Genomic DNA, 25,515 nt, shown 5'->3' on the forward strand with positions numbered 1-25,515 from the left:
GGCCGAGGGCTACAGGTGGAGGTCTCGGAGGGTTTGGTGGAGTTGGTCGACGAGGGGGCGGCGTCGGGCGAGGACGTCGGCCGCCGCCGGGTCCGGGGTGGCCCGGGAGTCGACGGTGACGAGTTCGGCCGCGTGGGCGAGGGAGTCGATCTCGCCGAGGGCGCGCCACGCCAGGAGGACCGCGCCGAGACCTGAACCGCCGCTTCCTTCGGCGAGGTCGAGGTCCATGTTCAGGGCGGAGGCGATGGTCTCGGCCCAGACCCGGCTGCGGAAACCGCCGCCGGTGGCGCGGACGGCGCGGACCTCGGCGCCGGTGTCGATGACCGCGTCGCGGACGAGGGCGAGCTGCTGGGCGACTCCCTCGATCACCGCGCGGGTCATCTCGGCGCGGCCGTGCGAGCGGCGCAGACCGAGGAGAGCGCCGGTCAGGCCCGGTTCCCACCAGGGAGCGCGCTCGCCGAGCAGGTACGGCAGGGCCATCAGCCCGTCCGCACCGGCCGGGACCGCGGCGGCCTCGTCGAGCAGGTCGGCGACGTCCACGCCGAACGCCTCCGCGGCCCACTGGCCGACGACACCGCCGTTGCTGACCGCGCCGCCGATCACCCACAGACCGTCGGCCAGCGCGTAGCTGAAGGTGCGGCAGCGGTCGTCCACGCCCGGCTCGTCGCGGGTCACCCGCAGCGCGCCGCTGGTGCCCAGCGACAGCGCGGCCACGCCCGGCGCCACCGCGCCCACGCCCAGGTTCGCCAGCGGCCCGTCGCCCCCGCCGAGCACGACGGGGAGTCCGGCCGGGAGCCCGACGGTCTCGGCGACCCGCGTCCCGAGCGGGACGATCGCCGTCGGCTCGCGGAGCTCGGGCAGCTGCTCGGCGCGGATGCCGGCGACCTCCAGCGCGGGTTCGTGCCAGCGCAGCGTGCGCATGTCCTGCAGCCCGCTGCCGGAGCTCAGCGAGTGCTCGGTGACGAACTCGCCGGTGAAGGCCGTGACGACGTAGTCCTTGAGCGCGCACCAGCGCTCGACCCGGCCGCTGTCAACGCCGCCGCTCTCGGCTCCGCCCGAGGTCAGCCAGGCCAGCTTCACCATGACCGACTGGGTGTGCACGGGAGTTCCGGTCGCGCGGTGCAGCGCGGACGACGTCTCGGGCTCGGCGCGCAGCCGCGCGGCGACCTCGGAGGCCCGGGTGTCGGCCCAGTTGAAGGCCCGCGTCGCCGGTTCGCCCCGGGAGTCGAGTCCGACGAGGGTGTGCATCGCGCTGCTGAACGACAGCCCGGCGACCTCGTGCCCCTGCTCGCGCGCCCACGCCGCGCAGTCGGCCAGCGCCTCGATCGCGGCCCGCAGCACCTCCGCGGCGTCCTGGGTGGCCTCGCCCGGCTCATCGGTTCGCAGCGGGTACCCGCGCTCGCTGGTGTGCAGGACCCGAGCATCGGTGCCTGCGGCGACGACCTTGGTAGCAGTGGTGCCGAGATCGACACCCAGCACGACCGGGACAGAACTCATGCCACGAACCTATCCGCCCCCGAACCACCGGATCAGCCCAGGCATGGTGCCCAGGATCACTCCGCTTCAGACCACCTGCTCCGCTTGCGGAGCGAATCGAGATCGATCCGCAGGTCGAAGGGCTGCTCGGTCATGAACACACCCGTGCCGTTGAAGATCTCCTGGTACACACCGTCGACGAGTCGATGCGCGGTGAGCCTCGGCTGCGCGCTGATGTCGAGAACCCAGTAGTGGGGAATCCCCGCCTCGGCGTACTCGGTGCGCTTGGCGGCGACGCCGTCAAGCGGCGGCACCACCTCGACGGCGAGCAGAACGTCCTCGGCATAGATGTGCAGGCGAAAATAAGGGCGTCCGCTCCCTCCGGGGAAGGAGCGGACGCCCTTGAGTGCCTGATCAGATCACTTGGCGAGGGTTTCGGCGATCTCGTAGGTGTGTTGAGGGCCGCGCCCTTGCGGAGGTTGTCGCCGCAGACGAAGAAGTCCAGCGTGTTCGGGAAGTCCAGCGCCTGGCGGACGCGACCGACGTAGGTCGGGTCGCCGCCGACGACGGCCGCCGGGGTCGGGAACACGCCGTTGTCGTGGTCGTCCTGCAGCACGATCGTGGGCTGGTCGGAGAAGACCTTGTGCGCCTGCTCCACCGACACCTCGCGCTCGAAGGTGGCGTGCACCGCCAGCGAGTGCGTGGTCAGCACCGGCACGCGGACGCAGGTCGCCGAGACGCGCAGCTCCGGGATGCCCAGGATCTTGCGGGACTCGTTGCGGACCTTGAGCTCCTCGGAGGTCCAGCCGTCGTCCTTGCGGGAACCCGCCCACGGCACCACGTTGAGCGCCAGCGGCGCCTTGAACGGGGTCTCGGCGGACAGCCCGGCCGCGGCCAGGGCCTCGGCGACGTCGCCGCCGCGGACGCCGAGCTCCTTGCCCGCCACCGCCTCCAGCTCCGCGTAGAGCCGGTCGATGCCTTCCTGACCAGCGCCGGAAGCGGCCTGGTAGGAGGAGACGACCAGTTCGCGCAGGCCGAACTCGCGGTGCAGCGCGCCCAGCGCCGCCATCATCGACAGCGTGGTGCAGTTCGGGTTGGCGATGATGCCCTTGGGGCGCTCGTGCACCTTCTCCGGGTTGACCTCGGGCACCACCAGCGGCACCTCGGGGTCCATCCGGAAGGCACCGGAGTTGTCGACCGCGACGGCACCGCGCGAAGCGGCCACCGGGGCCCACTCGGCGGAGATCTCGTCCGGCACGTCGAACAGCGCGATGTCCACGCCGTCGAACGCCTCCGGGGCCAGCTCGACCACGGTGCGGTCCTCGCCGCGCAAGGTGATCTTCTTGCCCGCCGAGCGCGCGGAGGCGATCAGCCGGATCTCACCCCACGGCACCGAGTCGCGGTTGTTGATGATGTCGATCATGACCGTGCCGACGGCACCGGTGGCGCCGACGATGGCCAAGGTGGGAGCCACCTGCGCTGCACTCATCAACGACCACTCCCCGCGTACACGACCGCTTCCTCGTCGCCACCGAGCTCGAAGGCCTCGTGCAGCGCGCGCACGGCGGTGTCGAGCTGGGTGTCCTGGATCAGCACCGAGATGCGGATCTCCGAGGTGTTGATGATGTCGATGTTGACCCCGGCGTTGAACAGCGCCTCGCAGAAGGTCGCCGTCACGCCCGGGTGCGAGCGCATGCCCGCGCCGACCAGCGAGACCTTGCCGACCTGGTCGTCGTAGACGACCTCCTCGAAGCCGACCTCAGCGGAGATCTTCTCCAGCTCGGCCACGGCCACCGCGCCGTTGCTGCGGGCCACCGTGAAGGTGATGTCGGTCTTGCCGGACGCGGTGCCGGAGACGTTCTGCAGCACCATGTCGATGTCGATCTCGGCGTCGGCGACCACGCGGAAGATGCGGCCCGCGACGCCCGGGTTGTCCGGCACACCGCGCACGGTGACCTTGGCCTCCGACCGGTCGTGCGAGACGCCGGTGATCATCGCCTGTTCCACGGAAAGGTCCTCCACTGAACCGGACACTGTCGTGCCGGGCTTGGGCGAGTAAGACGAGCGGACGTGCAGCGGCACGCCGTAGCGGCGGGCGTACTCCACCGCGCGCAGGTGCAGCACCTTCGCGCCGGTGGCGGCCATCTCGAGCATCTCCTCGTAGGTGATGTGCTCCAGGTGCTTCGCGTCGGGCACGATGCGCGGATCCGCCGTGTAGACGCCGTCGACGTCGGTGTAGATCTCGCACACGTCGGCGTTCATCGCCGCGGCCACCGCGACCGCGGTCGTGTCCGAACCACCGCGGCCGAGCGTGGTGATGTCCTTGGTGTCCTGCGAGACGCCCTGGAAACCGGCGACGAGCGCCACCTGGCCCTCGGCCAGGGCTTCCTGGATGCGCCCCGGGGTCACGTCGACGATCCGCGCGTTCTGGTGCGCCGATGTGGTGATCATGCCGGCCTGCGAGCCGGTGAACGACTGGGCTTCCACGCCGAGCGACTCGACCGCCATCGCGACCAGCGCGTTGGAGATTCGCTCTCCCGCGGTCAGCAGCATGTCGAGTTCCCGCTCCGGCGGTGCCGGGTTGACCTGTTTGGCGAGGTCGAGCAGCTCGTCAGTGGTGTCACCCATCGCGGAGCAGACGACCACGACGTCGTTGCCCGCTTTGCGGGTCTCGACGATGCGTTCGGCGACCCGTTTGATGCGATCAGCACTCTCGAGTGAGGAACCGCCGTACTTCTGGACGACGAGCGCCACGTGAAACAAACCTCCTCGACCGCTGCGGCCGTCCCGGGCACGGGGTTTCCCCGCACTGACACCGGGTGGACGGAGAGCAGTGGCGCACCCGGTTTCGCAGGTGCGCTCCGCCCCGCGACCGGGCGGAGGCAGCGTCGGCCGATCCCGGCCGAAACGGCCTTCTACCAGGTCGCTCCGCTGCCGGACTAGCCTACCGACCACCGGGGGTGAACCCCAATCACGAACGTCACGTCTAGTCTGTGGGACGCGATTGTCGACAAGAGCGGAGCGTAGGGTTGTCCACCACGCAGGGCGCGCTGGAACCACCCCTGGGGGATACCGGAAACACTGCGGCTACCCAGCGGAAACAGCGGACATTCCGCCCGAGCGGCGGAGCGCGGCTGGGCACACCGCAGCAACGCCGGATGATCATCGCGCTGACCCCGGCTGTGGTCTACCTCGCAATCCGACTGGTGGGACTGCTGGTCCTGGCCTGGTTGTCGGCGGTCCACGACGAGTCGCTGCTGGACAACCTGAACTCGTGGGACGGGCAGTGGTACACCGAGATCGCCGCCCACGGTTACGGCGGCGTGAACCCGAGCATGGTCGACGGGTTCGGACACCGGTACCCGGAGACGCCGCTCGCGTTCTTCCCCGGATATCCCCTGCTCATCATGGCCATCGCGGTGATCCCCGGGGTGTCGACCATCGGCGCGGCGATCACCGCGAGCCTGGTCTGCGGCGTCGTCGCCGCCTACGGGCTGGCGCGGCTGGGTGAGCGGCTCGGCGGCTCCCGGCGGGTGGGTCTGCTGCTGGTCGTGCTGTTCGCGGCGGCACCCATGTCGGTGGTGCTGTCGATGGCCTACTCCGAAGCGCTGTTCTGCGCGCTGTCGATCTGGGCGCTGATCGGCGTCGTCGAGCGCAACTGGCCGCTGGCCGGGCTGTGCTGCGCGGCGGCCGGGCTGATCCGGCCCACCGCAGCGGCGCTGGTCGGGGTGATCGGACTGGCCGCGGTGATCTCGATCGTGCAGCGCCGGGACTCCTGGCGGCCGTGGCTGGCGATGCTGCTCGCGCCGCTCGGCATGATCGCCTACATCGGCTGGGTCGGCGCGCAGACCGGCAAGCTCAACGGCTACTTCGAACTCCAGGCGCGCGGCTGGTCCTCGGCCTTCGACGGCGGCGCGACGACCGCGAAGTTCGTCGTCGAGGCGCTCACCGAGGACAAGTCGGTGTTCGAGACGTTCACCGTCTGGGTGGTCCTGACCGCCCTGGTCCTGCTCGCGCTGTGCGTGTGGCACCGGCTGCCGTGGCCGCTGGTGCTGTTCGCCGCGGCCGTGCTGGTGCTGGACCTGGGCTCGGACGGCCTGATGTACTCCAAGGTGCGGTTGATGTTGCCGGCGTTCCCGCTGCTCATCCCGGTCGCGATCGGGCTGAGCAAGCGGCGTCCGGCCACCGCCGTGACGACGGCGCTGCTGCTGGTCTTCTTCGGCTCCTGGCTGGGGGCCTACTCGCTGACCGCCTGGCAGTACGCCATCTGAGCACCTTCGGGAGGTTTCGGTGACCGAACTGGACAAGACGGCGGACTCCTCCGTCCCGCTGCACCCGCTGCTGGCGGAGCGCTGGAGCCCGCGCGCGCTGAACCCGTCGGCGACCATCGGCGACGAGCAGTTCACCGCGCTGTTCGAGGCGGCCCGCTGGGCCCCGTCGTGGGGCAACACGCAGCCCGCGCGCGGTTCATCGCCGCGCGCCGCGGCGAGCCGACCTTCGACCGCATCCACGGCACGCTGTCCCGCGGCAACAAGAGCTGGGCCGGCGACGCGGCCGCGCTGGCCATCGGCGTGGCGCAGTCGGTCAACGACGAGGGCGAGCCGATGCCCTACGGCGAGTACGGGCTCGGCCTGGCCACCGAGAACCTGGTCCTGCAGGCGGTCGCTGAGGGTCTGCACGCCCACCAGATGGCGGGGTTCGACCGGGAGGCGGCCCGCGTGGAGTTCGCGATCCCGGACGACTTCGAGCCGCTGGTCGCGATCGCCATCGGCGATCTCGGCGACCTCGACGGCATGCCGGACCGGCTCGTCGAGAAGGAGCTCCGGCCCCGCCTCCGGCATCCCCTGGCCGACCTCGTGTTCACCGACTCCTGGGGCACGTCCCTGTTCTGACGACGTCCGTGGGGAGGGGAGGTTTTCATGAAAACTTCCCCGCCCCTCGGACAGCGCGTTCGGGATCGTTCGAGGTCAGCCGCACCACAAGGCCTCCTGACACGACCTGGTCACCCGATATGGTGAGTCGCATGAAGGCGGACGCGGTGCGAGGGCACCTGGACGGACTGCTGCTCGCCGTGCTCGAACCCGGCCCGCTGCACGGCTACGCGATCATCACCTCGGTCATGAACCGCAGCGGCGGCGCGCTCGAACTGCGCACCGGGACGATCTACCCCGCGCTCAAGCGCCTCGAACGCCTCGGCCTGCTCGCCAGCAACTGGGAAGCGGTCGGACAGCGGCGGCGTCGGCGTTGCTACCGGCTCACCGACGCCGGGCGGCGCAGTCTGGCCGGAGAGCGGGCCGGCTGGCGGGCGTTCACCGCCGCGATCGGCGCCGTGCTCAACCCAGGGAGCCCAGCGTGAACGCCATCGAGACCTACGTCGACGAGCTCGCCGCGGAGCTGCGCGGACCCGCGCGGGTCAAGGCCCGCATGGTCCAGGAGATCCGCGACGGGCTCACGGACACCGTCACCGCGCGCACCGACGCGGGCCTGCCGCCGGAGCAGGCCGTGCAGGACGCGGTGCGCGAGTTCGGCACGCCCGCCGAGGTCGCGCCCAGCTGCCAGCGGGAGCTCACCGTCGCCCAGACCCGGCACACCGCGTTCGCGCTGCTGGTGACCGTGCCGGTGCTGCTCGGCGGCTGGCGGCTGGCCTCCACGATCGGCCGCGACCAGAGCGTCCCGACGTCGCAGACCGCGCAGCTGCTCGCCGCCGTCGCCGGGACCGCCGCGGTCGTGGGCTGCGCGGTGCTGGTCATCACCCGCCGTCTCGCGGTGCCCGGCAGGTTGCCGCTGGTGCTGGGCTGGACCGGCACCGCCGCCAGCATCGCGATGCCGCTGGCGTCGATCGCCCTGGCCACGACGCTGCCGCCGGCCGAGAACTGGCCGCTGCTGCTGCTCCTCGCCGCGGGCACCGTCGCGGCGCACTTCGCGCTGGCGTACTCGGCCAAGGTGTGCCGGGAGTGCGCGGCGCAAGTCGAATGAGCGACCGGTGAATTCCCAGAATTGGCGCGCGGTTCGGCGTCGATGTCCGCTGCGTTGGTGATCGGACCAGATCAATCCCCCAGTCGCATTACGACCCCGTGCAATTTTCCGCAATTGATCACCGCTTCGGTTACATGCGGTTCGTTGATGCGGTATGACTTCACTCGTGTGGACGAGTATCAGAACGACCGCGGAAGCGCTTGATGACGCCGACGTGCTCGCTGGACTGCGCCTGCGCTACGACCTCGTCCCCGGAGTCATCCGCGTGGACGGCCACAGCGGCGGCCCGATGCCCCGCACCTCACCCGCGCGACTGCGCCGGTTCGTCCAGCACCGCTGGGAACCGCGCAGCGGTCGCCCCTCCGGCGAATCGGACTGGCGGCGCGAGGCGCGGCTGGCGGCCGACGCGCTGGCCCCGCTGGTCGGTGCGGCCGCCGGCGAGCTCACCGTCGCCGAGTCGACCTCGATCAACCTGTTCAAGGCCCTGGTCGCGGCCGCGAAGCTGCGCCCCGGGCGGCCGGTCCTGGCCGTGGGCCGCGACTGCTTCGCCACCGACCGCTGCCTCGCCCAGTCCGCCGCCGACCACATCGGCGGACGGCTGCAGCTGATCGACGGCGTCGACGGCCTGGACGCGCTGGACCTCGACCAGGTCGCGATGGTCGCCCTCTCGCACGCGGACCTGCGCTCCGGCGCTGCCCGCGACGCTGAACCGATCACCGCCGAGATCCACCGCGGCGGCGCGCTGACGCTGTGGGACCTCAGCCACTCGGCCGGAGCGCTGGACGTCGACCTGCACCGCTGGGACGCGGACTTCGCGATCGGCTGCGGGCACAAGTACCTGGGTGGGAGCACGACCGCACCGTCGTTCGGCTTCGTCGCCGAGCGGCACCACGAACCCTCGCCGACCGGGGGTCTGCGGCACCCGCTGGCGGAGGGCTTCGCCGGACCGGCCGCGACGCTCGCGGCGACCGAGCTGCGCGACGTGCTGGCCATCCTCGACGGCGTCCCGGCGAGCGCGCTCGCGGCGAAGACCACCGGCCTGGTGGAGCTGTTCCTGGAGCGGGTCGGCGAGTTCTGCGCCGACGCAGCGGTCGAGGTGCGCACGCCCGACGCCCGGCGCCGGGCGCAGGTGTGCCTCCGGCACGAGCAGGCGCAGCGCATCGCCGACCTGCTGTCGGACCGCAGCGTGCTGGTCGAGTACGCCGAACCGGACCTGCTGCGGTTCAACTTCGCCCCCGCCTGGCTGTCCTACGTCGACGTCTGGCAAGCGGCGGAGCGCCTCCACGCCACCCTCCACGAGATCCGCTGAGCCGCTCCTCGTCACGCGGTGGCGAGGTGCCGGTGGATCGCGTCGAGGTCGGCGCGCAACGCGTCCGGGGCGACCTCGGGGTCGGCGCGCAGCCTGCGGTTGAGCGTGCGCATCTCGGAGACCAGCAGCTGCGCCTGCTGCAGATCGGCCTCGCCCGCCCGGACCGCTCGCTCGGTGGCGGCGTCGACGACCCGCTCCAGGACGGCGATCGTCGGCCACCACGCCTCGGCCTCCCCGTGATGGGTCGGGTTCATCAGCAGCTGCTGCAGTCGGGACCGCAGGTCGGCGAGCTGCCGGTAGGTGCGGCGGCGCAGCGCGGACCGGCCGTGCTCGGCGCCCGCCAGCGACCGCGACACGTAGTCGGCGACCGACTCGACCGCGTCGGCGACACCGTCCCGCAGCGACGGGCCGGTGCGCATCCCGCGCAGCGCGAACCCCACGACCAGCACGATCGCGCAGCCGACGAAGGTGTCCAGCAACCTCGCCGCCGGGTAGAACTGCTGCTGCTGGCTCATCTGCAGCAGCACCAGCGCCGTCACCACCGCGCTGAACAACCCGTAGTGCCTGCTCAGCGCCACCGGGAGCTTGCCCGCGAGGGCGATGATGAACGGCACCAGCAGCCAGCCCGCGGGCAGCAGCGCCAGCAGCGCCCACGCCACCAGCACGCCGAGGATCGTGCCGAGCGCGCGCAGCACGGTCCGGGCGAACACCGAACCCGAGTTCGGGCGCAGCACCAGCGCGACCGTCAGCGCGATCCAGTACGTCTGGTCCAGGCCCGCGACCAACCCGAACCCCTCCGCCAGCGCCAGGCACAGCAGCATCCGCAGCGCCAGCAACCAGGTGGTGGCGCCGATGCTCGGCCGCCGCCTCGGCGCGCCGGGTGCCTGCTGGCGCTTGACCTCGCGGAGGGCGTCGACGAGCTCGGCGATGCCCTCGTCCAGCGCCGCGAGCAGCGCGGAATCGTGCTCACCGGGCTGGAACCGGGGTGGGGTGTCGCCGGTGCGGACGCAGCGGGCGAGCTCGGCCAGGGCCTCGCGGGTGCGCGGCGGCGGGGTCAGGCCGGCGTGCGCGACCGACACCGCCGCCTCCACCACCGGGGTCGCGCGCAGGTGGACCAGGTGGAGGCGGTCGCGCACGCGGCTGCGCGACATCGACGCACCGCCGATGAGCACGTCGTGCGAGGTGTTGAGAGCCCGGGTCAGGTGCCGGCGGGCGGCGACCGCGTCACCCGGCCCGAGCATCCGCAGGATCGCGGTGAAGACGTCGGCGACCGCGCCCCGGGCGGGAGCCGTGCCGCGCAGCGGCCACGTCGCCGCCGCCAGGGCCACGACCAGCAGTTCCCCGGCGAGGAACCAGCCGACCTGCTCGGGCACCGGCAGCACCGCCGAGCGCTGGCCGGTGGCGACCACGCAGAAGGTCAGCATGTGCGCGCCGCCGGAGGCCCACAGCTCCCCCAGCCTGCTGCTCAGCACCGACGGGACCGACACGGCCAGCACGGCGACCATCGCCCACAGCGGGCCGGGCGCGGCGGCTCCGGCGGCGAAGCCGATCGCCCCGAGCACCGCGGCGATCACCAGTCGCCGCAGCCGGAACCGGTAGGAGCCGGTGACGTCGGAGAAGCTCGCGCACAGCGCCCCGACGGAGGCCACCACGGCCGCGTCGACGGCCCCCGTGACCAGGCCGAGCACCTGCGGTGTTCCGACGCCCGCGGCGGCGACGGCCACGCGGGTCCAGTCGGTGGGGATGGCGATCGGGCGCAGCATGTGCCGCAACCACGGTGGTGCTTCGAGTCTCGGGAGCGCGCCGGTGCTCAACCGTCATCCCTTCGGGTCGCCGTGGCCTGCGCTCCACGCCGAGCGACCGGGGGTACACGCCCGATCCTCCCAGCTCCGGCGATCACGACCCTGATTCCACCACCGGGATCACACGACGGTGTCGGTCACACCCACCCCCGACGTCCGTGGACGAGGGAGGTTTTCATGAAAACCTCCCCTTCGAACGACACCTCGTCGACGTGCGCAGTTTTCATGAAAACTTCCTTTTCGAGAGGTGACCCACGAGGTCAGGAACCTCCCCGAGAACGTCCACTTCGGACTTTGCCTCGTTGGGGAGGGGACAGTTTTCATGAAAACTTCGTCTTGGTGGTGGCCTCGTGGGGAGGGAAGTTTTCATGAAAACTTCCCCCGGCCTCAGCGCAGCGCGGCGAGGATCTTGGTGGCGAGGGAGGTGACGACGAGCCAGAAGACCGCGGCGATGCCGTAGTTGAGCAGGACCGCCAGCTGCGGGTCGGCCGGGGTGAACAGGTCCTGGAACCCGAGCGCGAGGGGATCGGCCGCGGAGGCCACGAAACGGGTGATCCCGTTGTCCGGATTCGCGCTGCCGATGGTGAGGATCACATGGATCGCCAGCAGCGCCGCGCACACCAGGCCCGCCCAGCGGACCACCTGGATCAGCACGTCGACGAAGCGCCCCCACCCGCGTCGCAGGTCAGCGCGCCGCACACCGCCCTCGTGGGCACCCGCACGAACGTCCTCGGTCACGAGATCAGTGTGGCACGAGACCGGGCCGATCCGGGAGGGTCATTCACGCGGGGCGCGCCACGGGCCTCCCAGCATCTGGAACGGCCGCTTGCACTGCGGGCCCCTGATGCGGTTAGCCTGGGTCCGTGGCTCGCGTTCTCCTGCTTCGCCGCCGCGACGGGGTCTCCTAGACCGGCCCCTCGTCGCGGGGTACGAACGCGCCGGTCTCACCTCAAGTCCGTGAACCGGTAAGCGACCAGGAGAACCCCTCTGATGAGCAGCAACACCCCCGACGCGCAGGCCCCCTTCGCCGGACGAGTGCGCAAACCCGCCAAGCCCGCGCCCGCCGGACAGCCGTCGTGGAACCCGCAGCAGGGCAGTTCGATGCCCTTCCACCGCTACAAGCCGTTCCACGAGCTGGTCGAGGACGTATCCCTGCCCGACCGCACCTGGCCGGACAAGCGGATCACCCAGGCCCCGCTGTGGTGCGCCGTCGACCTGCGCGACGGGAACCAGGCGCTGATCGACCCGATGTCGCCCGCGCGCAAGCGCCGCATGTTCGAGCTGCTGGTGCAGATGGGCTTCAAGGAGATCGAGGTCGGCTTCCCGGCCGCCAGCCAGACCGACTTCGACTTCGTCCGCGAGATCATCGAGGACGGCGCCATCCCCTCCGACGTGCGGATCCAGGTGCTGACCCAGTGCCGCCCGGAGCTGATCGAGCGCACCTTCCAGGCCCTCGAAGGCGCCCAGAAGGCCATCGTGCACATCTACAACTCGACGTCGATCCTGCAGCGCCGCGTGGTGTTCCGCGAGGAGCAGGAGGGCATCAAGAAGATCGCGAAGATGGGCGCCGAGCTGGCCCTGGAGCTGGCGGGCAAGTACCCGGACACCGACTTCCGCTTCCAGTACTCGCCGGAGTCCTACACCGGCACCGAGCTGTCCTACGCCGTCGAGGTCTGCGACGCGGTCACCGAGATCTGGCAGCCCACCCCGGAGAAACCGGTCATCCTGAACCTGCCCGCGACCGTGGAGATGGCCACCCCGAACGTCTACGCCGACTCCATCGAGTGGATGCACCGCAACCTGGCCCGACGCGACTCGGTGATCCTGTCGCTGCACCCGCACAACGACCGCGGCACCGGCATCGCCGCCGCTGAGCTGGGCTACCAGGCCGGCGCCGACCGCATCGAGGGCTGCCTGTTCGGCAACGGCGAGCGCACCGGCAACGTCGACCTGGTCGCGCTGGGCATGAACCTGTTCAGCCAGGGCATCGACCCGCAGATCGACTTCTCCGACATCGACTACGTCAAGCGCACCGTCGAGCACTGCAACCAGCTGCCGGTCGCCGAGCGGCACCCGTGGGGCGGCGAGCTCGTCTACACCGCGTTCTCCGGCAGCCACCAGGACGCCATCAACAAGGGCCTGAACGCGCTGCGCGCCGAGGCCGACAAGGCCGGGGTCAACGTCGACGAGCACCCGTGGGAGGTCCCGTACCTGCCGATCGACCCCAAGGACGTGGGCCGCAGCTACGAGGCCGTCATCCGGGTCAACTCGCAGTCCGGCAAGGGCGGCGTGGCGTACGTGATGAAGACCGAGCACCAGCTGGAGCTGCCGCGCAAGCTGCAGATCGAGTTCTCCAAGGCGGTGCAGAGCCACACCGACGACGAGGGCGGCGAGGTCAGCCCGGCCGCGATGTGGACGGCGTTCTCCGCCGAGTACCTGGAGGCCACCGCGCCGCTGAAGCTGGTCCGGCAGAGCTCCTCCGGTGAGGCCGGGAACGAGACGATCACGGCCACGGTCGTGGTGGACGGCGACGAGCGGCAGATCACCGGGCGCGGCAACGGTCCCGTCTCGGCGTTCGTCGACGCGCTGACCACCGTCGGCTACGACATCCGGGTCCTGGACTACCACCAGCACGCGCTGACCGCGGGCGACGACGCGCGCGCGGCGGCCTACCTGGAGTGCGCGGTGGGCGACGACGTCTTCTGGGGCGTCGGCGTGGACACCTCCACCATCGCGGCGATGCTGCAGGCGGTCGTCTCGGCCGCCAACCGCGCCTCCCGCTGACCCCTCTGGCGGAAACACCCCCGGCGCTCGCGGCGCCGGGGGTGTTCTGCTGTCAGCTCTGGGCCGGTTCCGGTTCCTCCTGGCGCTCCGCGCGCTCGACCCGCTTCTGGATGATGCGGGTGCTCCACCAGGCGAAGGCGACCGCGATGACCAGCCCGATCCACGAGAAGCGGTGGAACCACTGGCCCGCGACCAGGCCGAACGCGTACGACAGGGCGGTCACCAGCCCCGCCCACGCGATGCCGCCGGTGGCGTTGGCCAGCAGGAACTTGCGGTAGGGCATGCCGAGGCTGCCCGCCAGCGGTCCGGCCAGGATGCGCAGCAGCGCCACGAACCGGCCGCCGAAGACCGTCCACGCGCCCCAGCGCTCGAACAGGCCCTCCGCCTGGGCCAGCGGCTTGGGACCGAAGTGCTTGGGCAGCTTGGTGCCCAGCCAGGTCAGCAGACGGCGGCCGAAGCGCTTGCCGATGGCGTAGCCGATCGAGTCGCCCACGATCGCCCCGAGCGCGGCGAAGGTGCCCAGCAGCACCGGGTTGATCACCCCGTGCGATGCAGCCACACCCGCGCTGACCAGCAGGATCTCGCCGGGAAGCGGGATGCCGACGCTCTCCAGCCCGATGACCCCGGCAACGATCAGGTAGATCACCCCGGCGGGGATCGTGTTCAGCCACTCGATCATGGACATCCGTTCTGGTCGGGACAGGAGCAGTTCGGCTTCCGCCAAGGGTACGGACCCGAACCCGACCGCCGCCGGGCACGGGGTGGCGGAAAATCGCCGGTCACGGGCATAGCAGCGGCAACAGGACACAGCGGACCAGGACCTGCCCGAACGGGCTAAGGGGCGGTTGCGCCGCACGGACCACCCGGAACACGCGATCACCACCCGCTAAATCGGGGTATTCACTCGACCAAAGTCGGTATTGCCGAGCGGGAAGAACCGGCACGATGGAAGCACGTCGAGGGGATGTCAGGGGATCAGGCGTCACCCCTGGGGTAACTGGATCAGGAGAAGCGGCCTCCGGGAGAAGACGGGGGACACGTCGGGGCACCCGAAGCCGCTTCTCCTTTTCTTCTTCTTTCTCCTGATCGTGGTCGCCTTGCGTGGCGGTGCGGGTAGCGGAACCTGAGCGCCTTCGTGGACTCCGTGCGCCGCTCCTTGAGTACGTGAATACGCGGCGTCCCGGCGTACTCGCCACGAAGGCGCTCAGAACCCGCGGCGGTGCCGGTTGCTCAGGTGGGGTACTGAGGAAGCACCTTCGGTGCTTGCCTGACGGTCCGGGGGCCTCACTCGAACGGTCTACGAAACTTGATGTTCGTCGGTCTGCACGGTTCAGTGATGTGGCTATGTGGCCGACCGAAGATCCGACGGAGCAGCTGCGGTGGCGCTTGGAGTGCGCCACGACGAGCGGCGACGGGAACGTGACCGTGCTGGTCATGGGTGACCGCGTCGGCATCGTGCTCCCTCCCGGCGACACCCTGATCTTCACGGCCGACGAGGCCGAGGGCCTGGCCGACCTGGTGGACAAGGCGCTCGGCTACGCGGTGCCGGGATGAGCCTGATCGACACCGATCTCTCCTTCGATCCCCGCGATCCGCTCTTCCCCTCTCCCGCTCCCGGGTCCGCGCCCGCTGGGCCGCGCTGGTCGGTGCAGGTGTTCACCACCACCAACGGCTACGGGCTCCGCCCCGCCGAACCGCTCGTCGAGGTCGATCGCGTGCGCGTGCGCACCGGCTACGCCTCGCTGGGCCGGCAGCGGGCCGTCGACGCCGGTGCGGTCGACGTCGAGGTCCGAGCCGAGGGCGGCGTCCTGACCTGGGCTATCACGGCGCGGCACGACGAGCCGATCAAGGCCGTCAAGCTGCTGCTGCGCGGTCTGCCCGCCGACCGGCTCGCCGAGGGCTGGTGGGCGCCGAACACCGGCCGCTCGCAGCTCCACCACGAGCGGTTCCAGCTGGAGCACCCGAGCCCGGACTGGGCGACGCCGTGGGTCGCGGTCGGCGAGGAGCCGCGCTGCTCGACGCTCAGCGTCCGCGACCCGCAGGTGCGCAGGCACGTGCTGCACGTCAACCGCCCCGCCCACTCGCCCGAACCGATCGTGGAGCTGGTGCACGTGCCCGCCGCCTCCGCGCGGGAGACGACCTGCCGCGTCCCGGAGATCCGGTTCCGGCCGGACGCCGACGTCGACGCCGACCTGGACGAGCACCTGAGCTTCACCGAGCGGGCGCACGGGCTGGTGCCGTGGGAGTCGCGGACCGACGTGCCCGACTGGCTGCGCGACGTCGCGCTGGTCGTCACGCTGCACGGCCAGCACTGGACCGGCTACGTGTTCAACACGTTCGCGCAGATGAGCGAGGCCCTCCGGTTCGTGGCCCGGCACATCGACCCGCATCGCGCGCTCGCCTACCTGCCCGGCTGGGAGGGTCGCTACTACTACGCCTACCCGAATTACCGGCCCGGACCCGATCTCGGCGGCGACGAGGGGTTCGCCGAGCTGGTCCGCACGGCCCGCGAGCTGGGGTTCCGGCTGATGCCGATGTTCGGCGGGCACGGCGCCAACGCCGTCCAGTACCCGGACTGGGAACGGGCGGTGATGCGCAACGACACCGACCGGTACGCGGAGCTGCTCAACCGCCCCGACTGGGACTCCGACCGCTCGGGCGAGGGAGACCAGGTGTTCCTCAACCCGGGCGAGCCGGGGTTCCGCGCGCACCTGGTGGAGTCGATCTCGGCGATCGTGGACGAGTTCGGCGTGGACGCGGCGTTCCTGGACACCGTCGGCTACTACTTCGACGACCCCCGCCACGACGTGTTCGACGGGTACCGGCTGCTGGTCGCCGAGCTGCGCCGGCGTCATCCGGGCCTGGTGCTGGCCGCCGAGGGCTGGTGGGACGCGCTCAGCGGGCTGTTCCCGCTCAGCCAGCAGTGGTTCGGCACCGACCGCGACCTGCGCAAACCCCGCGTCCTCTCGCGCTACGCCCGCACCACCGGCCACCTCGCCGAAGGCGCCCCTGGCCCGGGCAGCACAGGCGTCCACGAGAAGGGCTTCATCCCCAGGCCACCCGACGTCGCGCGCGAGGGCCACCTCCCCGTCGTCAGCGTCGTCGACGACACCCTCGCCGAGCACTCGGCGGAGCTGGGCGCGATCTGCCGCTGGGCCGCGGAGAACGCACCGCCGCAGGGGACGGTTCTTCCTCGAATCACCCCGTGATCATGTCCGTTTTGCCCGGACAGTTCTCACTGGAACTGTCCCCTGTCCGGGAGCGCGCTTCCGCGATGAGGGCGTCCAGAACGAGTTGGACCGCGGGGCGCTCGGTTGCTCCCTTGCGGGAGACGACCTCGATGTTGCGGCCCGCGCGCACCCCGGCCAGCGGGCGCATCACCAGCTGCGCGCTGTCGATCGTGTAGCGCGGCAGCAGCGCGATGCCATGACCTGCGGCGACGAGCGCCTCGGTGACCCGGAAGTCGTTGATCCGCTGCACCACCGTCGGCCGCACCCCGGTGCGCACCGCCAACGAGCGCAGCACGTCGTCGACCGGGAACCCGATGTCCACGCTCAGCCACGGCTCCCCGACCAGCTCGGTGAGCTCGACGCGCTCGCGACCCGCCAGCGGATGTCCCGGCGGCATCGCCACGTCCAGCGGCTCGCGCAGCAGCGGCGTGACCGCCACCCGCTCGCCGTCGTGCGGCTCCGCCTGGTCGTCCCGGTGCGTGACCACGAGGTCGAAATCCGCCGTCAAGCGGGTCACCTCGGACGGCGTCATGTCGATGTCGCGCGCCTCCAGCCGCACCTTCGGGTGCTCGGCGAGCCGCCGCAGCAGGCCCGAGAGCAGCAGGAACGCTCCCGACGGGAACATCGCCACGCGCACGACGCCGCGCGGCGTGGAGCGGTAGGTGTCCAGCTCGGCCTCCGCCCGGTCCAGGGCGGCCAGCACCTCGTCGGCGCGCGCGGCGAGCGCCCGGCCCGCGTCGGTGAGGCGCAGGCCGCGGCCGGCCGGTTCGGTCAACCGCACCCCTACCTCGGCCTGCAGCGCCCGGATCTGCTGCGACACCGACGACGGCGTGTAGGACAGGGCCTGGGCGACGGCGGTGACCGTGCCGCGATCGGCCAGCTCCCGCAGGAGTCTCAGCCTGCGAACGTCCATAGAGGAATCCTACAGAGTACTTGCGGATAGTGTTGCTTGTGCTTCACAGACGCCGACCGCAGGCTGATCGGTATGACCGCACGAGATCGCCTGCTGGCGGTGGTCGTCGCAGTCCTCTGGGGTGGCAACTTCATCGCGCTGGACCAGGGGCTGGGGCACTTCCCGCCGTTCTTCTTCGCCGGACTGCGCTTCGCGGTGCTGCTGCCGATCCTGTTCTTCATCCCGTTCCCGCGGGTCGAGTGGCGCTGGCTGATCGGCTACGGCCTGTTCTTCGGGACCCTGCAGTTCGCGTTCCTGTTCGTCGCGATGAAGATCGGCATGCCCACCGGCCTCGCCTCGCTGGTGCAGCAGAGCTCGGCGCCGTTCACCGTGCTGCTCGGCGCGCTGCTGCTGCGGGAGAAGCTCACACCGGTCCAGGTGCTGGGCATCACCACCGCCGTGCTGGGCATGATCGCCATCGGCTTCCACCGCGCGCAGACCGCGACGCTGCTGCCGATGCTGATCACCCTGTGCGGCGCGTTCTCGTGGGCGCTGGGCAACCTGTGCAGCCGCAAGGCAGAGGCGCCGAACCCGCTGCACCTGTCGCTGTGGATCTCGATCGTCCCGCCGGTCCCGATGTTCGCCGCCTCCGCGCTGTTCGAGGGGCCGACGACCGGCTGGAGCGCGCTCGCCGGCGTGCTCGACTCCCCCACCGGGCTCGCCGCGCTCAGCGGCCTCGCCTACACGTCGCTGCTGTCCACGATCATCGGATCGGGGCTGTGGACGACGCTGCTCGGCCGCTACCCGGCCAGCACGGTCGCTCCGTTCTCGCTGCTGGTGCCGGTGGTCGGGTTCAGCACGGCGTGGCTGCTCCTCGGCGAGCGGCCGCACCCGTTCGAGCTCGCCGCGGGCGCGGTGGTCGTCGCCGGGGTGCTGCTGGGCAGCATGCGGATCGCCCGGCGACGACCGGAACCGGAACCCGTGCCGGTGTGAGGCCCTCAGGCCGTGGGGCTCTTCTCGAACCCCGGGTTCCTGACGTGGACGCCGTTGCCGACCGGGCAGTCGTAGAGCACCAGCGCCTGGTGGGACTCGGCGACCAGCTTGGCCGCCACGGCTCGCTCCAGGATCGCCCGCTGCTCGCAGGCCGAACAGCGGAGCGCGCTGCTGTACCGCACCACGGGACCTCCCTTCCCCAGCGGAGCATCCTAAGTGGACGTCGGCCGCGGGGGAAACGGTTCGCGGGAAACCCCTGGTTCTCAGGCCGTGGCGACGGCCTCTTCAGGTGACACCGCGTGCGGCTGGATCTCGCCGTCGCGGATCTGCTCGGCGAAGTGGCAGGCGACCCGGTGCCCCGGTTCGAGCTCGCGCAGCGCCGGGCGCTCGGTGTCGCAGCGCTCCGCCTGCCGCCACGGGCAGCGGGTGTGGAAGCGGCAGCCCGACGGCGGGTTCGCGGGCGAGGGCAGGTCGCCGGTGAGCAGGATCTGCTCGCGGCCGTCCTCGACCCGCGGGTCCGGCACCGGCACCGCCGACAGCAGCGCCTTGGAGTACGGGTGCAGCGGCTGCGCGTAGAGCGAGTCCGATGTGGACTCCTCGACGATGCCGCCCAGGTACATCACGCCGACCCGGTCGGCGATGTGCCGCACCACGGCGAGGTCGTGCGCGATGACCAGGTAGGTCAGCCCGAACTCCTCCTGCAGGTCCTCCAGCAGGTTGAGCACCTGCGCCTGCACCGACACGTCCAGCGCAGACACCGGCTCGTCGGCGACGACCAGGTCCGGGCCGACGGACAGCGCCCGGGCGATCCCGATGCGCTGGCGCTGGCCTCCGGAGAACTCGTGCGGGTACTTGCGCAGCGCGGTCGGCGGCAGGCCGACCGCGTCCAGCAGTTCCCGCAGCCGCTCGTCGGTCGCCGCCTTGTCCCCCGCCAGGCCGTGCGCCCGCATGCCTTCCACCAGCAGCGATTCGACGGACTGGCGCGGGTCGAGCGAGGACAGCGGGTCCTGGAACACCATCTGCATCCGCCGTCGCATGGTGCGCAGCTTCTCGCCCTTCATGCCGGACAGGTCGGTGCCGTCGAAGACGACCTTCCCGCCGGTCGGCTTCTCCAGCCGCAGCACCGCGCGCCCCAACGTCGACTTCCCGCAACCGGATTCGCCGACGAGACCGTAGGTCTCACCGCGGTGGATCGTCAGCGAGACGCCGTCGACGGCGTACACGTGCCCCACGGTCCGGTCGAGCACGACCCCCTTCTTGATGGGGAAGTGCACCTGCACGTCGTCGAGATCGACGAGCACGTCCTCGCTCATGACGCCTCCGTGTTCCGCGGGACACCCGCACCCGGTCGGCTTGCACGAGCGCCGGGGGAGAGATTGTCGCTCATGACGCCTCCACGCTGTTCGAGATCGGCTCGCGGACCGGGTTGTGGCAGCGCAGGAGCCTCGCCCCCGCGTCGATGCTCACCTCCGGGGTCTCCTGCTCGCACACCTGGATCGCGTTCGGGCAGCGCGGGCAGAACGCGCACCCGGTGTCCCACGGGATGTTGTCGGACACCGACCCGGCGATCGGCGAAAGCCGTTGCCCGCGAGGCGAATCCAGCCGAGGGATGGAGGACAGCAGGCCCGAGGTGTAGGGGTGCTTGGGGCGGGCGAACAGCTCGTGCCGCGCCGCGCGCTCCACCACGCGACCGGCGTAGAGCACGTTCACCTCGTCGCACAACCCCGCCACCACGCCGAGATCGTGCGTGATCATGATCAGCGCGGTGTCGGTCTCGGCCACCAGGTCCGAGAGCAGCTGCAGGATCTGCGCCTGGATCGTCACGTCCAGCGCCGTCGTCGGCTCGTCGGCGATGAGCAGCCGCGGCTTGCAGGCCAGCGCCATCGCGATCAGCGCCCGCTGCCGCATCCCGCCCGAGAGCTGGTGCGGGTACTCCTTCAACCGCCGCCCCGGGTCCGGGATGCCGACCTTGCGCAGCAGCTCCTCAGCCTCCGGCATCGCCTCCTTGCGGGGCAGACCCCGGTGCCGCTCGATGACCTCGGAGACCTGCAACCCGATGGGCACCACCGGGTTCAGCGAGGTCAGCGGGTCCTGGAACACCATGCTCAGGTCCTTGCCGCGCCGGGCGTCGAGCTCCTTCTTCGGCAGCGTCAGCAGATCCGTGCCGTCGAAGGTCACCGACCCCGACACCTCCGCGCCGCGCGCCGGCAGCAGACCCATGATCGCCAGCGAGGTCACCGACTTGCCGCAGCCGGACTCGCCGACCAGGCCCACGGTCCTGCCCGGCTCGACGTCGAAGGAGATCCCGTCCACGGCGGTCACCGGCGGCTCGCCCTTGCGGGCGAAGACCACGGAGAGGTCGCGAACTTCCAGCAGTGCCATTGCCTTCTCCCCTCACCGGCGCCGCTTCGGGTCGAGCGCGTCGCGCAGCGACTCGCCGACCAGCGTGAACCCGAAGGCGACCAGGATGATGCACCCCGCGGGCCAGAACGCCAGCTGCGGATGCGAGTCGATGATGTCCTGCGCGCCGCCGAGCATCTGGCCCCACTCCGGCACCGAGTCGTCAGCCGCGCCCAGACCCAGGAAGGACAGCGCCGCCGCGTCGATGATCGCCACCGCCAGCACCAGCGTGGCCTGCACGATCACCGGCCCCAGCGCGTTGGGCAGCATGTGCCGGAACACGATCGCGCTCTCCTTCACCCCGAGCGCCCGCGCCGCCAGCACGTGGTCGCTGGCCCGCTGCGCCAGCATCGTGCCGCGCAGCAGGCGCCCGAAGATGGGGATCTGCACGATCGCCACCGCCAGGATCACGGTGAACTGGGTCTGCTCGGCGAACAGCGCGCCGATCGACACCGCCAGCAGCAGCGACGGCACCGACAGCATCACGTCGGCGATGCGCATCACCACCGCGTCCACCCAGCCGCCGAACGCACCCGCGAGCAGGCCGAGCACCAGCCCGCCGCCGAGCCCGATGACCGTGGCCAGCACCGCCACCAGCAGCGTCTGCTGCGAACCGAGCAGCAACCGGGACAGCAGGTCGCGACCGTACTGGTCACCGCCGAGCGGAAAACCGGGCTGCGCCGGGGGAATCGCGTTCTCCGCGCGCGAGACCTGGGATTCCAGCAGGCGTTGCGCCGGGTCGTGCGGGGCGAGCAGCGGAGCCAGCAGGGCCAGCAGCACGAACCCCGCGATGACGAGCGCGCCGACGATGAAGACCGGGTTGCGGCGCAGTCGTCGCCACGCGGACGCGGCGAGGCTGACCCCGGCGTCGGAGGCCGTGTCCGCCAGCGCGTCGAGCTTGTCCTTGCGCTGCGTGTTCAGCACCATCGTCCCTCACCGTGTCCGCAGTCGGGGGTCGATCAACGCGTACGAGAGGTCGACGACCAGGTTGACCAGCACGTAGACCATCGCCGACGCCAGGATCACCACCTGCAGCACCGGGAAGTCCTTGCGCTCGAAGCCGATCGCCACGGCTTGGCCGATGCCGGCGATGTTGAACACCCGCTCGGTCAGCACCGCCCCCGCCAGCAGCGCTCCCGTCTGCAGGCCGATCGTGGTGACCACCGGCAGCATGGCGTTGTGCAGGATGTGGCGGCGCCGGATCACCATCTGGCCCAGGCCCTTCGCGCGCGCGGTGCGCACGTAGTCCTCGTCCATCACGTCGAGCACCGCGGCCCGGGTGATCCGGAAGATCACCGCGAACGGGATCGTCGACAGCGCGATCGCGGGCAGGATGAGGTGCACGAACGCGTTCCAGGAGGCGTCCCACTCGCGGGTCAGCAGCCCGTCGAGGATGTAGAAGCCGGTGACCCGGGTGGCGTTGATCGCCGAGTCCTGCCGCCCGGACGCGGGCAGCGCGCCGAGCTCGATGGCGAAGACGAACTTCAGCAGGAACGCCAGGAAGAACACCGGCACCGCGACGCCCACCAGCGACCAGGTGATGCTCAGGTTGTCCAGCCAGCCCCCGCGCTTGCGGGCCGCCAGATATCCCATCGGGATGCCGATGGCGACCGCGAGCACCAGCGCCAGCACGGACAGCTCCAGCGTCGCCGGGAAGCGGGTCAGGAACACCTCCAGCGCGGAGTCACCGCGCTGCACCCCGGTCGACGTGCCGAAATCGCCGGTGACGGCACGGCCCAGGAACTTGAAGTACTGCACGAAGATCGGCTGGTCCAGCCCGAGGTCCTTCTCGAGCTGCGCCCGCGCGGCCGGTGTGGCGCGGTCGCCCAGCAGGGCCGACACCGGCCCGCCCGGCAGCATCCGCAGCCAGGCGAACAGCAGCATCGACAGGACGAAGACGACCAGCACCAGCTGCGCCAGCCGTCGGACAGTGAAGCGGAGCACGCGAAAACCCCCGTGTTCAAGTCAGCGATCCGCAGCGTCGCGCGCGAGACCTCGCCGGTCTCGCGCGCGACGCTGGGAGTGATCACTGATCGGAGACGCTCACCGAGGCGAACTCTTCGGCGGTCAGCGGGGACGTCACCAGGCCCTGCACGCGCGGGCTGGTCACGATCGCCGGCGGCGAGTGCGACAGCGGAACCGCGGGCAGGTACTCCGACATCAGCTTGCGGTTGATGTCCTGGTACATCGTGGTGCGCTTGGCCTCGTCCGGTTGCGAGTCGGCCGCCTTCAGCTGGTCCGCCAGCTGCACGCCCCACGGCGAACCCGCCGTGTAGAAGCGGTTGGTCGGGGTGCCGAAGAAGGTGCCGATGAAGTTGTCCGGCGTGTTGTAGTCACCGGTCCAGCCGAGCAGGAAGATGTCGGCCTTGGCGTTGTCGACGTCGTCGATGTAGCCGCCGTTCCACGGCTTGCTCACCGGGTTGACGGTGATGCCGGCTTCGCGCAGGTCCTCGGCGAGGGCGTTGTAGATGCCCTGCGGGTCCGGCATGTAGGGCCGGGTGACCTCGGTCGGCCAGTAGAAGTTCAGCGTCAGGTTCGACGCGCCCGCCTCGGCGAGCAGCTGCTTGGCCTTCGCCGGGTCGTGCGGGTACTGCTGCACGTCGGGCGCGTAGCCGTCGACGTTGTCCGGGTAGAACTGGGTCGCGACCGAGGCGCCTTCCGGCAGGTTGGCCTTGACCAGCGTCTCCCGGTCCACCGCGTGCGCCAGCGCCTGCCGCACCTTCAGGTTCTGCAGCGCCGGGTTGTTCTTCTGGGTGATGCCCAGGTACATGATGTTGAACGGGTCGCGGACCTCGACCTTGTTGCCCGCGTCGCGCAGCGCCTTGAGGTCGGCGGCGTTCGGGAAGTCGTAGGCGTCGATCGACCCGGATTCGAGCTCCTGCTTGCGGACCGTCTCGTCCGGGATGATCCGGAAGATCAGCTCGTTGACCTTGGCCTTCTCGCCCCAGTACTGGTCGTTGCGGACCAGCTTGATGGTGCCGTTGGACTGGTCGTACGAGTCGAACTTGAACGCGCCGGTGCCGGTCGGGTGGGCCTTGGCGTACTCCGGGTAGACGAAGCTGTCGCCCTGGGCCTGGACGTCGTTGGCCTTGTACTGGTCCATCGCCGTCGGCGACTGCATGCTGAACGACGGGAGCCCCAGCAGGTCGGGGAACTTCGACGTCGCGCGGGTCAGGTGCACGACCGCGGTCGTCGGGTCCGGGTTCTCGCAGTTCTGGAACAGCGAGGGGGCCTTGCCGTCGGCGAAGCCGCCGAAGTTCTCGATCCAGTAGTAGGACAGCGCGTTGTTCTGCCCGGCCCCGGTCTGGTTGTACCAGCGCTGGAAGTTCTTGCAGACCGCGTCGGAGTTGAAGTCCGTGCCGTCGTGGAACTTCACGCCGCTGCGCAGCTTGAACGTCCAGGTCTTGCCGTCCGGGGAGTGCTCCCAGCTCTCGGCCAGCGCCGGTTCGACCTCGACCGAGCCCGGCTTGAAGCCGACCAGGCCGTCCATCATCTGCCGGGTGACGCGGAAGGTCTCCCCGTCGGAGGCGTAGAAAGGGTCGAACAGGTCCGGGGCACCCGCCGCGCCGAAGGTGAGGGTGCCGCCTTCGCCGCCTCCGGCGCCGCGCTCGGATTGCGCGCAGCCCGCCAGCGACGCAGCCGTCGTCAACGCGATGCCGACCGTGAGGATCCGACGCATTCCGCGGGTTCCGCCGCGTCGCGCCGATGGAGCTCTACTCATTGGATTTACCCACCCGTTTGTGTCCATAGGCAGCAGAGTTCCGTGAGAGTAACCCTCGAAAGGAGGGGAATGGAACATTCAAGGTTACGATCTCGCTACTTAGGCAGTCCTCACCGAACGGGCATCAACCGGACAAAGGAAAAGCCTTGCCAGAACTGCGGAAGCTGCGCTAATCGCGGGCGGATAGTGGAATTCCTCCGCCCAGTCAAGACGTTGGCGACTTGTTTCCTCGCGACGCGAAGACGGCGCCTGACCTCCCGAGAAACCGAGAAGGAAGGCGCCGTCCCTTTCGAGTATTGAATTGTTCGCGCGTGGAGTGCTCGCGAGTACTACATCGAACGACGACCGGACAGCGCCCGGCCGAGCGTCAATTCATCCGCGAACTCCAGGTCGCCACCCATCGGAAGTCCGGAAGCGAGTCGGGTGACGTTCAGACCCGGGAAGTCCCGCAACATCCGAACCAGATACGTCGCGGTCGCCTCGCCCTCGGTGTTCGGGTCCGTCGCGATGATCACCTCGGTGATCTCGTCGGTCCCGATCCGCGCCAGCAGCTCCCGGACCCGCAACTGGTCCGGCCCCACGCCGGACAGCGGATCCAGCGCACCGCCCAGCACGTGGTACCGGCCCTTGAACTCGCGGGTGCGCTCCACCGCGAGCACGTCCTTGGGCTCCTCCACCACGCACACCAGCGTCTTGTCCCGCCGGGCGTCCCGGCAGATGCGGCAGGTCGGCTCCTCGGAGACGTTGCCGCAGACGTCGCAGAACACCACGCCCTCCTTGACCTGCTGCAGAACCTCCTGCAACCGGGTCACGTCCGCCGGCTCCGCGGCCAGCAGGTGGAAGGCGATGCGCTGCGCGCTCTTCGGACCGATGCCGGGAAGACGTCCCAGCTCATCGATCAAATCCTGTACCGGACCCTCGTACACGTCGAC

22 protein-coding genes and 2 pseudogenes are annotated in these 25,515 nt (G+C 70.5%); 9 read left to right on the forward strand and 15 right to left on the reverse strand.

From position 1 onward, the window contains the following. Window positions 1–9: 9 nt before the first annotated feature. The 4 genes and pseudogenes from REH65_RS16400 to REH65_RS16415 form a co-directional block, all read right to left on the reverse strand. Window positions 10–1,497 (reverse strand): gluconokinase, encoded by a 1,488-nt coding sequence (locus REH65_RS16400; protein ID WP_406688212.1) that lies wholly within the window; start codon window positions 1,495–1,497, stop codon window positions 10–12. Window positions 1,498–1,553: 56 nt separating this feature from the next. Beyond that, window positions 1,554–1,793 carry a Uma2 family endonuclease gene (locus REH65_RS16405; protein ID WP_406688213.1) on the reverse strand — a complete coding sequence of 80 codons (240 nt, stop codon included), beginning with the start codon at window positions 1,791–1,793 and terminating at the stop codon, window positions 1,554–1,556. A 102-nt stretch (window positions 1,794–1,895) separates the two neighbouring features. Beyond that, window positions 1,896–2,965: pseudogene (locus REH65_RS16410) on the reverse strand (aspartate-semialdehyde dehydrogenase). Beyond that, complete coding sequence (locus tag REH65_RS16415; protein ID WP_281458656.1) at window positions 2,965–4,230, reverse strand: aspartate kinase; 1,266 nt, start codon at window positions 4,228–4,230, stop codon at window positions 2,965–2,967. The pseudogene REH65_RS16410 and the gene REH65_RS16415 overlap by 1 nt, the downstream one beginning before the upstream one ends. A 404-nt stretch (window positions 4,231–4,634) precedes the next feature. Here REH65_RS16415 and REH65_RS16420 point away from each other — a divergent pair, with 404 nt between their 5' ends. From REH65_RS16420 to REH65_RS16440, 5 genes and pseudogenes are all read left to right on the forward strand, one after another. Next, the gene (locus REH65_RS16420; RefSeq protein ID WP_406688214.1) at window positions 4,635–5,747 is read left to right on the forward strand and encodes a hypothetical protein; all 1,113 of its coding nucleotides are present in this window, start codon (window positions 4,635–4,637) and stop codon (window positions 5,745–5,747) included. A 28-nt stretch (window positions 5,748–5,775) separates the two neighbouring features. Then, window positions 5,776–6,368 (forward strand): annotated as a pseudogene (locus REH65_RS16425) (nitroreductase family protein). A 131-nt stretch (window positions 6,369–6,499) separates the two neighbouring features. After that, on the forward strand, window positions 6,500–6,832 hold the full coding sequence (locus REH65_RS16430; protein WP_406688215.1) for a PadR family transcriptional regulator: 333 nt from the start codon (window positions 6,500–6,502) through the stop codon (window positions 6,830–6,832). After that, a complete protein-coding gene (locus tag REH65_RS16435; RefSeq protein WP_406688216.1) occupies window positions 6,829–7,452 on the forward strand; it encodes a permease prefix domain 1-containing protein in 624 nt (207 codons plus the stop codon). The genes REH65_RS16430 and REH65_RS16435 overlap by 4 nt, the downstream gene beginning before the upstream one ends. A gap of 214 nt (window positions 7,453–7,666) precedes the next feature. Continuing rightward, complete coding sequence (locus REH65_RS16440) at window positions 7,667–8,761, forward strand: aminotransferase class V-fold PLP-dependent enzyme (protein WP_406688217.1); 1,095 nt, start codon at window positions 7,667–7,669, stop codon at window positions 8,759–8,761. Between the two features lie 11 nt (window positions 8,762–8,772). Here the strand turns inward: REH65_RS16440 and REH65_RS16445 are convergent, their stop codons facing one another. Beyond that, a complete protein-coding gene (locus REH65_RS16445) occupies window positions 8,773–10,575 on the reverse strand; it encodes an FUSC family protein (RefSeq protein WP_406688218.1) in 1,803 nt (600 codons plus the stop codon). Between the two features lie 375 nt (window positions 10,576–10,950). Further along, window positions 10,951–11,301, reverse strand: a complete 351-nt coding sequence (locus REH65_RS16450) for a hypothetical protein (RefSeq protein WP_406688219.1) — start codon at window positions 11,299–11,301, stop codon at window positions 10,951–10,953. A 252-nt stretch (window positions 11,302–11,553) separates the two neighbouring features. On the opposite strand from REH65_RS16450, the gene leuA reads away from it, so the two are divergent. Next, entirely contained in the window at window positions 11,554–13,347 is a 1,794-nt protein-coding gene (leuA, locus tag REH65_RS16455; protein WP_281458649.1) for a 2-isopropylmalate synthase, read from the forward strand. 52 nt (window positions 13,348–13,399) lie between these two features. On the opposite strand, the gene REH65_RS16460 is transcribed toward leuA, so the two are convergent. Then, on the reverse strand, window positions 13,400–14,032 hold the full coding sequence (locus tag REH65_RS16460; protein ID WP_406688220.1) for a DedA family protein: 633 nt from the start codon (window positions 14,030–14,032) through the stop codon (window positions 13,400–13,402). A 659-nt stretch (window positions 14,033–14,691) separates the two neighbouring features. Here REH65_RS16460 and REH65_RS16465 point away from each other — a divergent pair. Both REH65_RS16465 and REH65_RS16470 read left to right on the forward strand, forming a co-directional pair. Next, window positions 14,692–14,901 carry a hypothetical protein gene (locus REH65_RS16465; protein WP_281458647.1) on the forward strand — a complete coding sequence of 70 codons (210 nt, stop codon included), beginning with the start codon at window positions 14,692–14,694 and terminating at the stop codon, window positions 14,899–14,901. Next, window positions 14,898–16,556: a hypothetical protein gene (locus REH65_RS16470; RefSeq protein WP_406688221.1), complete on the forward strand. Its 1,659-nt coding sequence runs from the start codon at window positions 14,898–14,900 to the stop codon at window positions 16,554–16,556. The genes REH65_RS16465 and REH65_RS16470 overlap by 4 nt, the downstream gene beginning before the upstream one ends. Here the strand turns inward: REH65_RS16470 and REH65_RS16475 are convergent. After that, window positions 16,546–17,490, reverse strand: a complete 945-nt coding sequence (locus REH65_RS16475; RefSeq protein WP_406688222.1) for a LysR family transcriptional regulator — start codon at window positions 17,488–17,490, stop codon at window positions 16,546–16,548. The genes REH65_RS16470 and REH65_RS16475 overlap by 11 nt on opposite strands. Before the next feature lie 72 nt (window positions 17,491–17,562). Here REH65_RS16475 and REH65_RS16480 point away from each other — a divergent pair, with 72 nt between their 5' ends. Then, window positions 17,563–18,462, forward strand: a complete 900-nt coding sequence (locus tag REH65_RS16480) for an EamA family transporter (protein WP_281458644.1) — start codon at window positions 17,563–17,565, stop codon at window positions 18,460–18,462. A 5-nt stretch (window positions 18,463–18,467) separates the two neighbouring features. On the opposite strand, the gene REH65_RS16485 is transcribed toward REH65_RS16480, so the two are convergent. The 7 genes from REH65_RS16485 to recR form a co-directional block, all read right to left on the reverse strand. After that, complete coding sequence (locus REH65_RS16485) at window positions 18,468–18,647, reverse strand: hypothetical protein (protein ID WP_281458643.1); 180 nt, start codon at window positions 18,645–18,647, stop codon at window positions 18,468–18,470. A gap of 78 nt (window positions 18,648–18,725) precedes the next feature. Further along, window positions 18,726–19,775: an ABC transporter ATP-binding protein gene (locus REH65_RS16490; protein ID WP_406688223.1), complete on the reverse strand. Its 1,050-nt coding sequence runs from the start codon at window positions 19,773–19,775 to the stop codon at window positions 18,726–18,728. Window positions 19,776–19,845: 70 nt separating this feature from the next. Further along, window positions 19,846–20,844: an ABC transporter ATP-binding protein gene (locus tag REH65_RS16495; protein WP_406688224.1), complete on the reverse strand. Its 999-nt coding sequence runs from the start codon at window positions 20,842–20,844 to the stop codon at window positions 19,846–19,848. A 12-nt stretch (window positions 20,845–20,856) separates the two neighbouring features. Further along, window positions 20,857–21,789, reverse strand: coding sequence for an ABC transporter permease (locus REH65_RS16500; protein WP_406688225.1), 933 nt, complete (start codon window positions 21,787–21,789; stop codon window positions 20,857–20,859). A gap of 6 nt (window positions 21,790–21,795) precedes the next feature. Then, window positions 21,796–22,806, reverse strand: coding sequence for an ABC transporter permease (locus REH65_RS16505; RefSeq protein ID WP_281458639.1), 1,011 nt, complete (start codon window positions 22,804–22,806; stop codon window positions 21,796–21,798). Between the two features lie 82 nt (window positions 22,807–22,888). Next, window positions 22,889–24,541: an ABC transporter substrate-binding protein gene (locus REH65_RS16510; RefSeq protein WP_406688226.1), complete on the reverse strand. Its 1,653-nt coding sequence runs from the start codon at window positions 24,539–24,541 to the stop codon at window positions 22,889–22,891. 371 nt (window positions 24,542–24,912) lie between these two features. Further along, entirely contained in the window at window positions 24,913–25,509 is a 597-nt protein-coding gene (gene recR / locus REH65_RS16515) for a recombination mediator RecR (protein WP_093422968.1), read from the reverse strand. Window positions 25,510–25,515: the final 6 nt, after the last annotated feature.

The organism is Saccharopolyspora sp. ID03-671 (genome assembly GCF_045278815.1).
In the GTDB taxonomy this organism is placed as follows: domain Bacteria; phylum Actinomycetota; class Actinomycetes; order Mycobacteriales; family Pseudonocardiaceae; genus Saccharopolyspora; species Saccharopolyspora ipomoeae.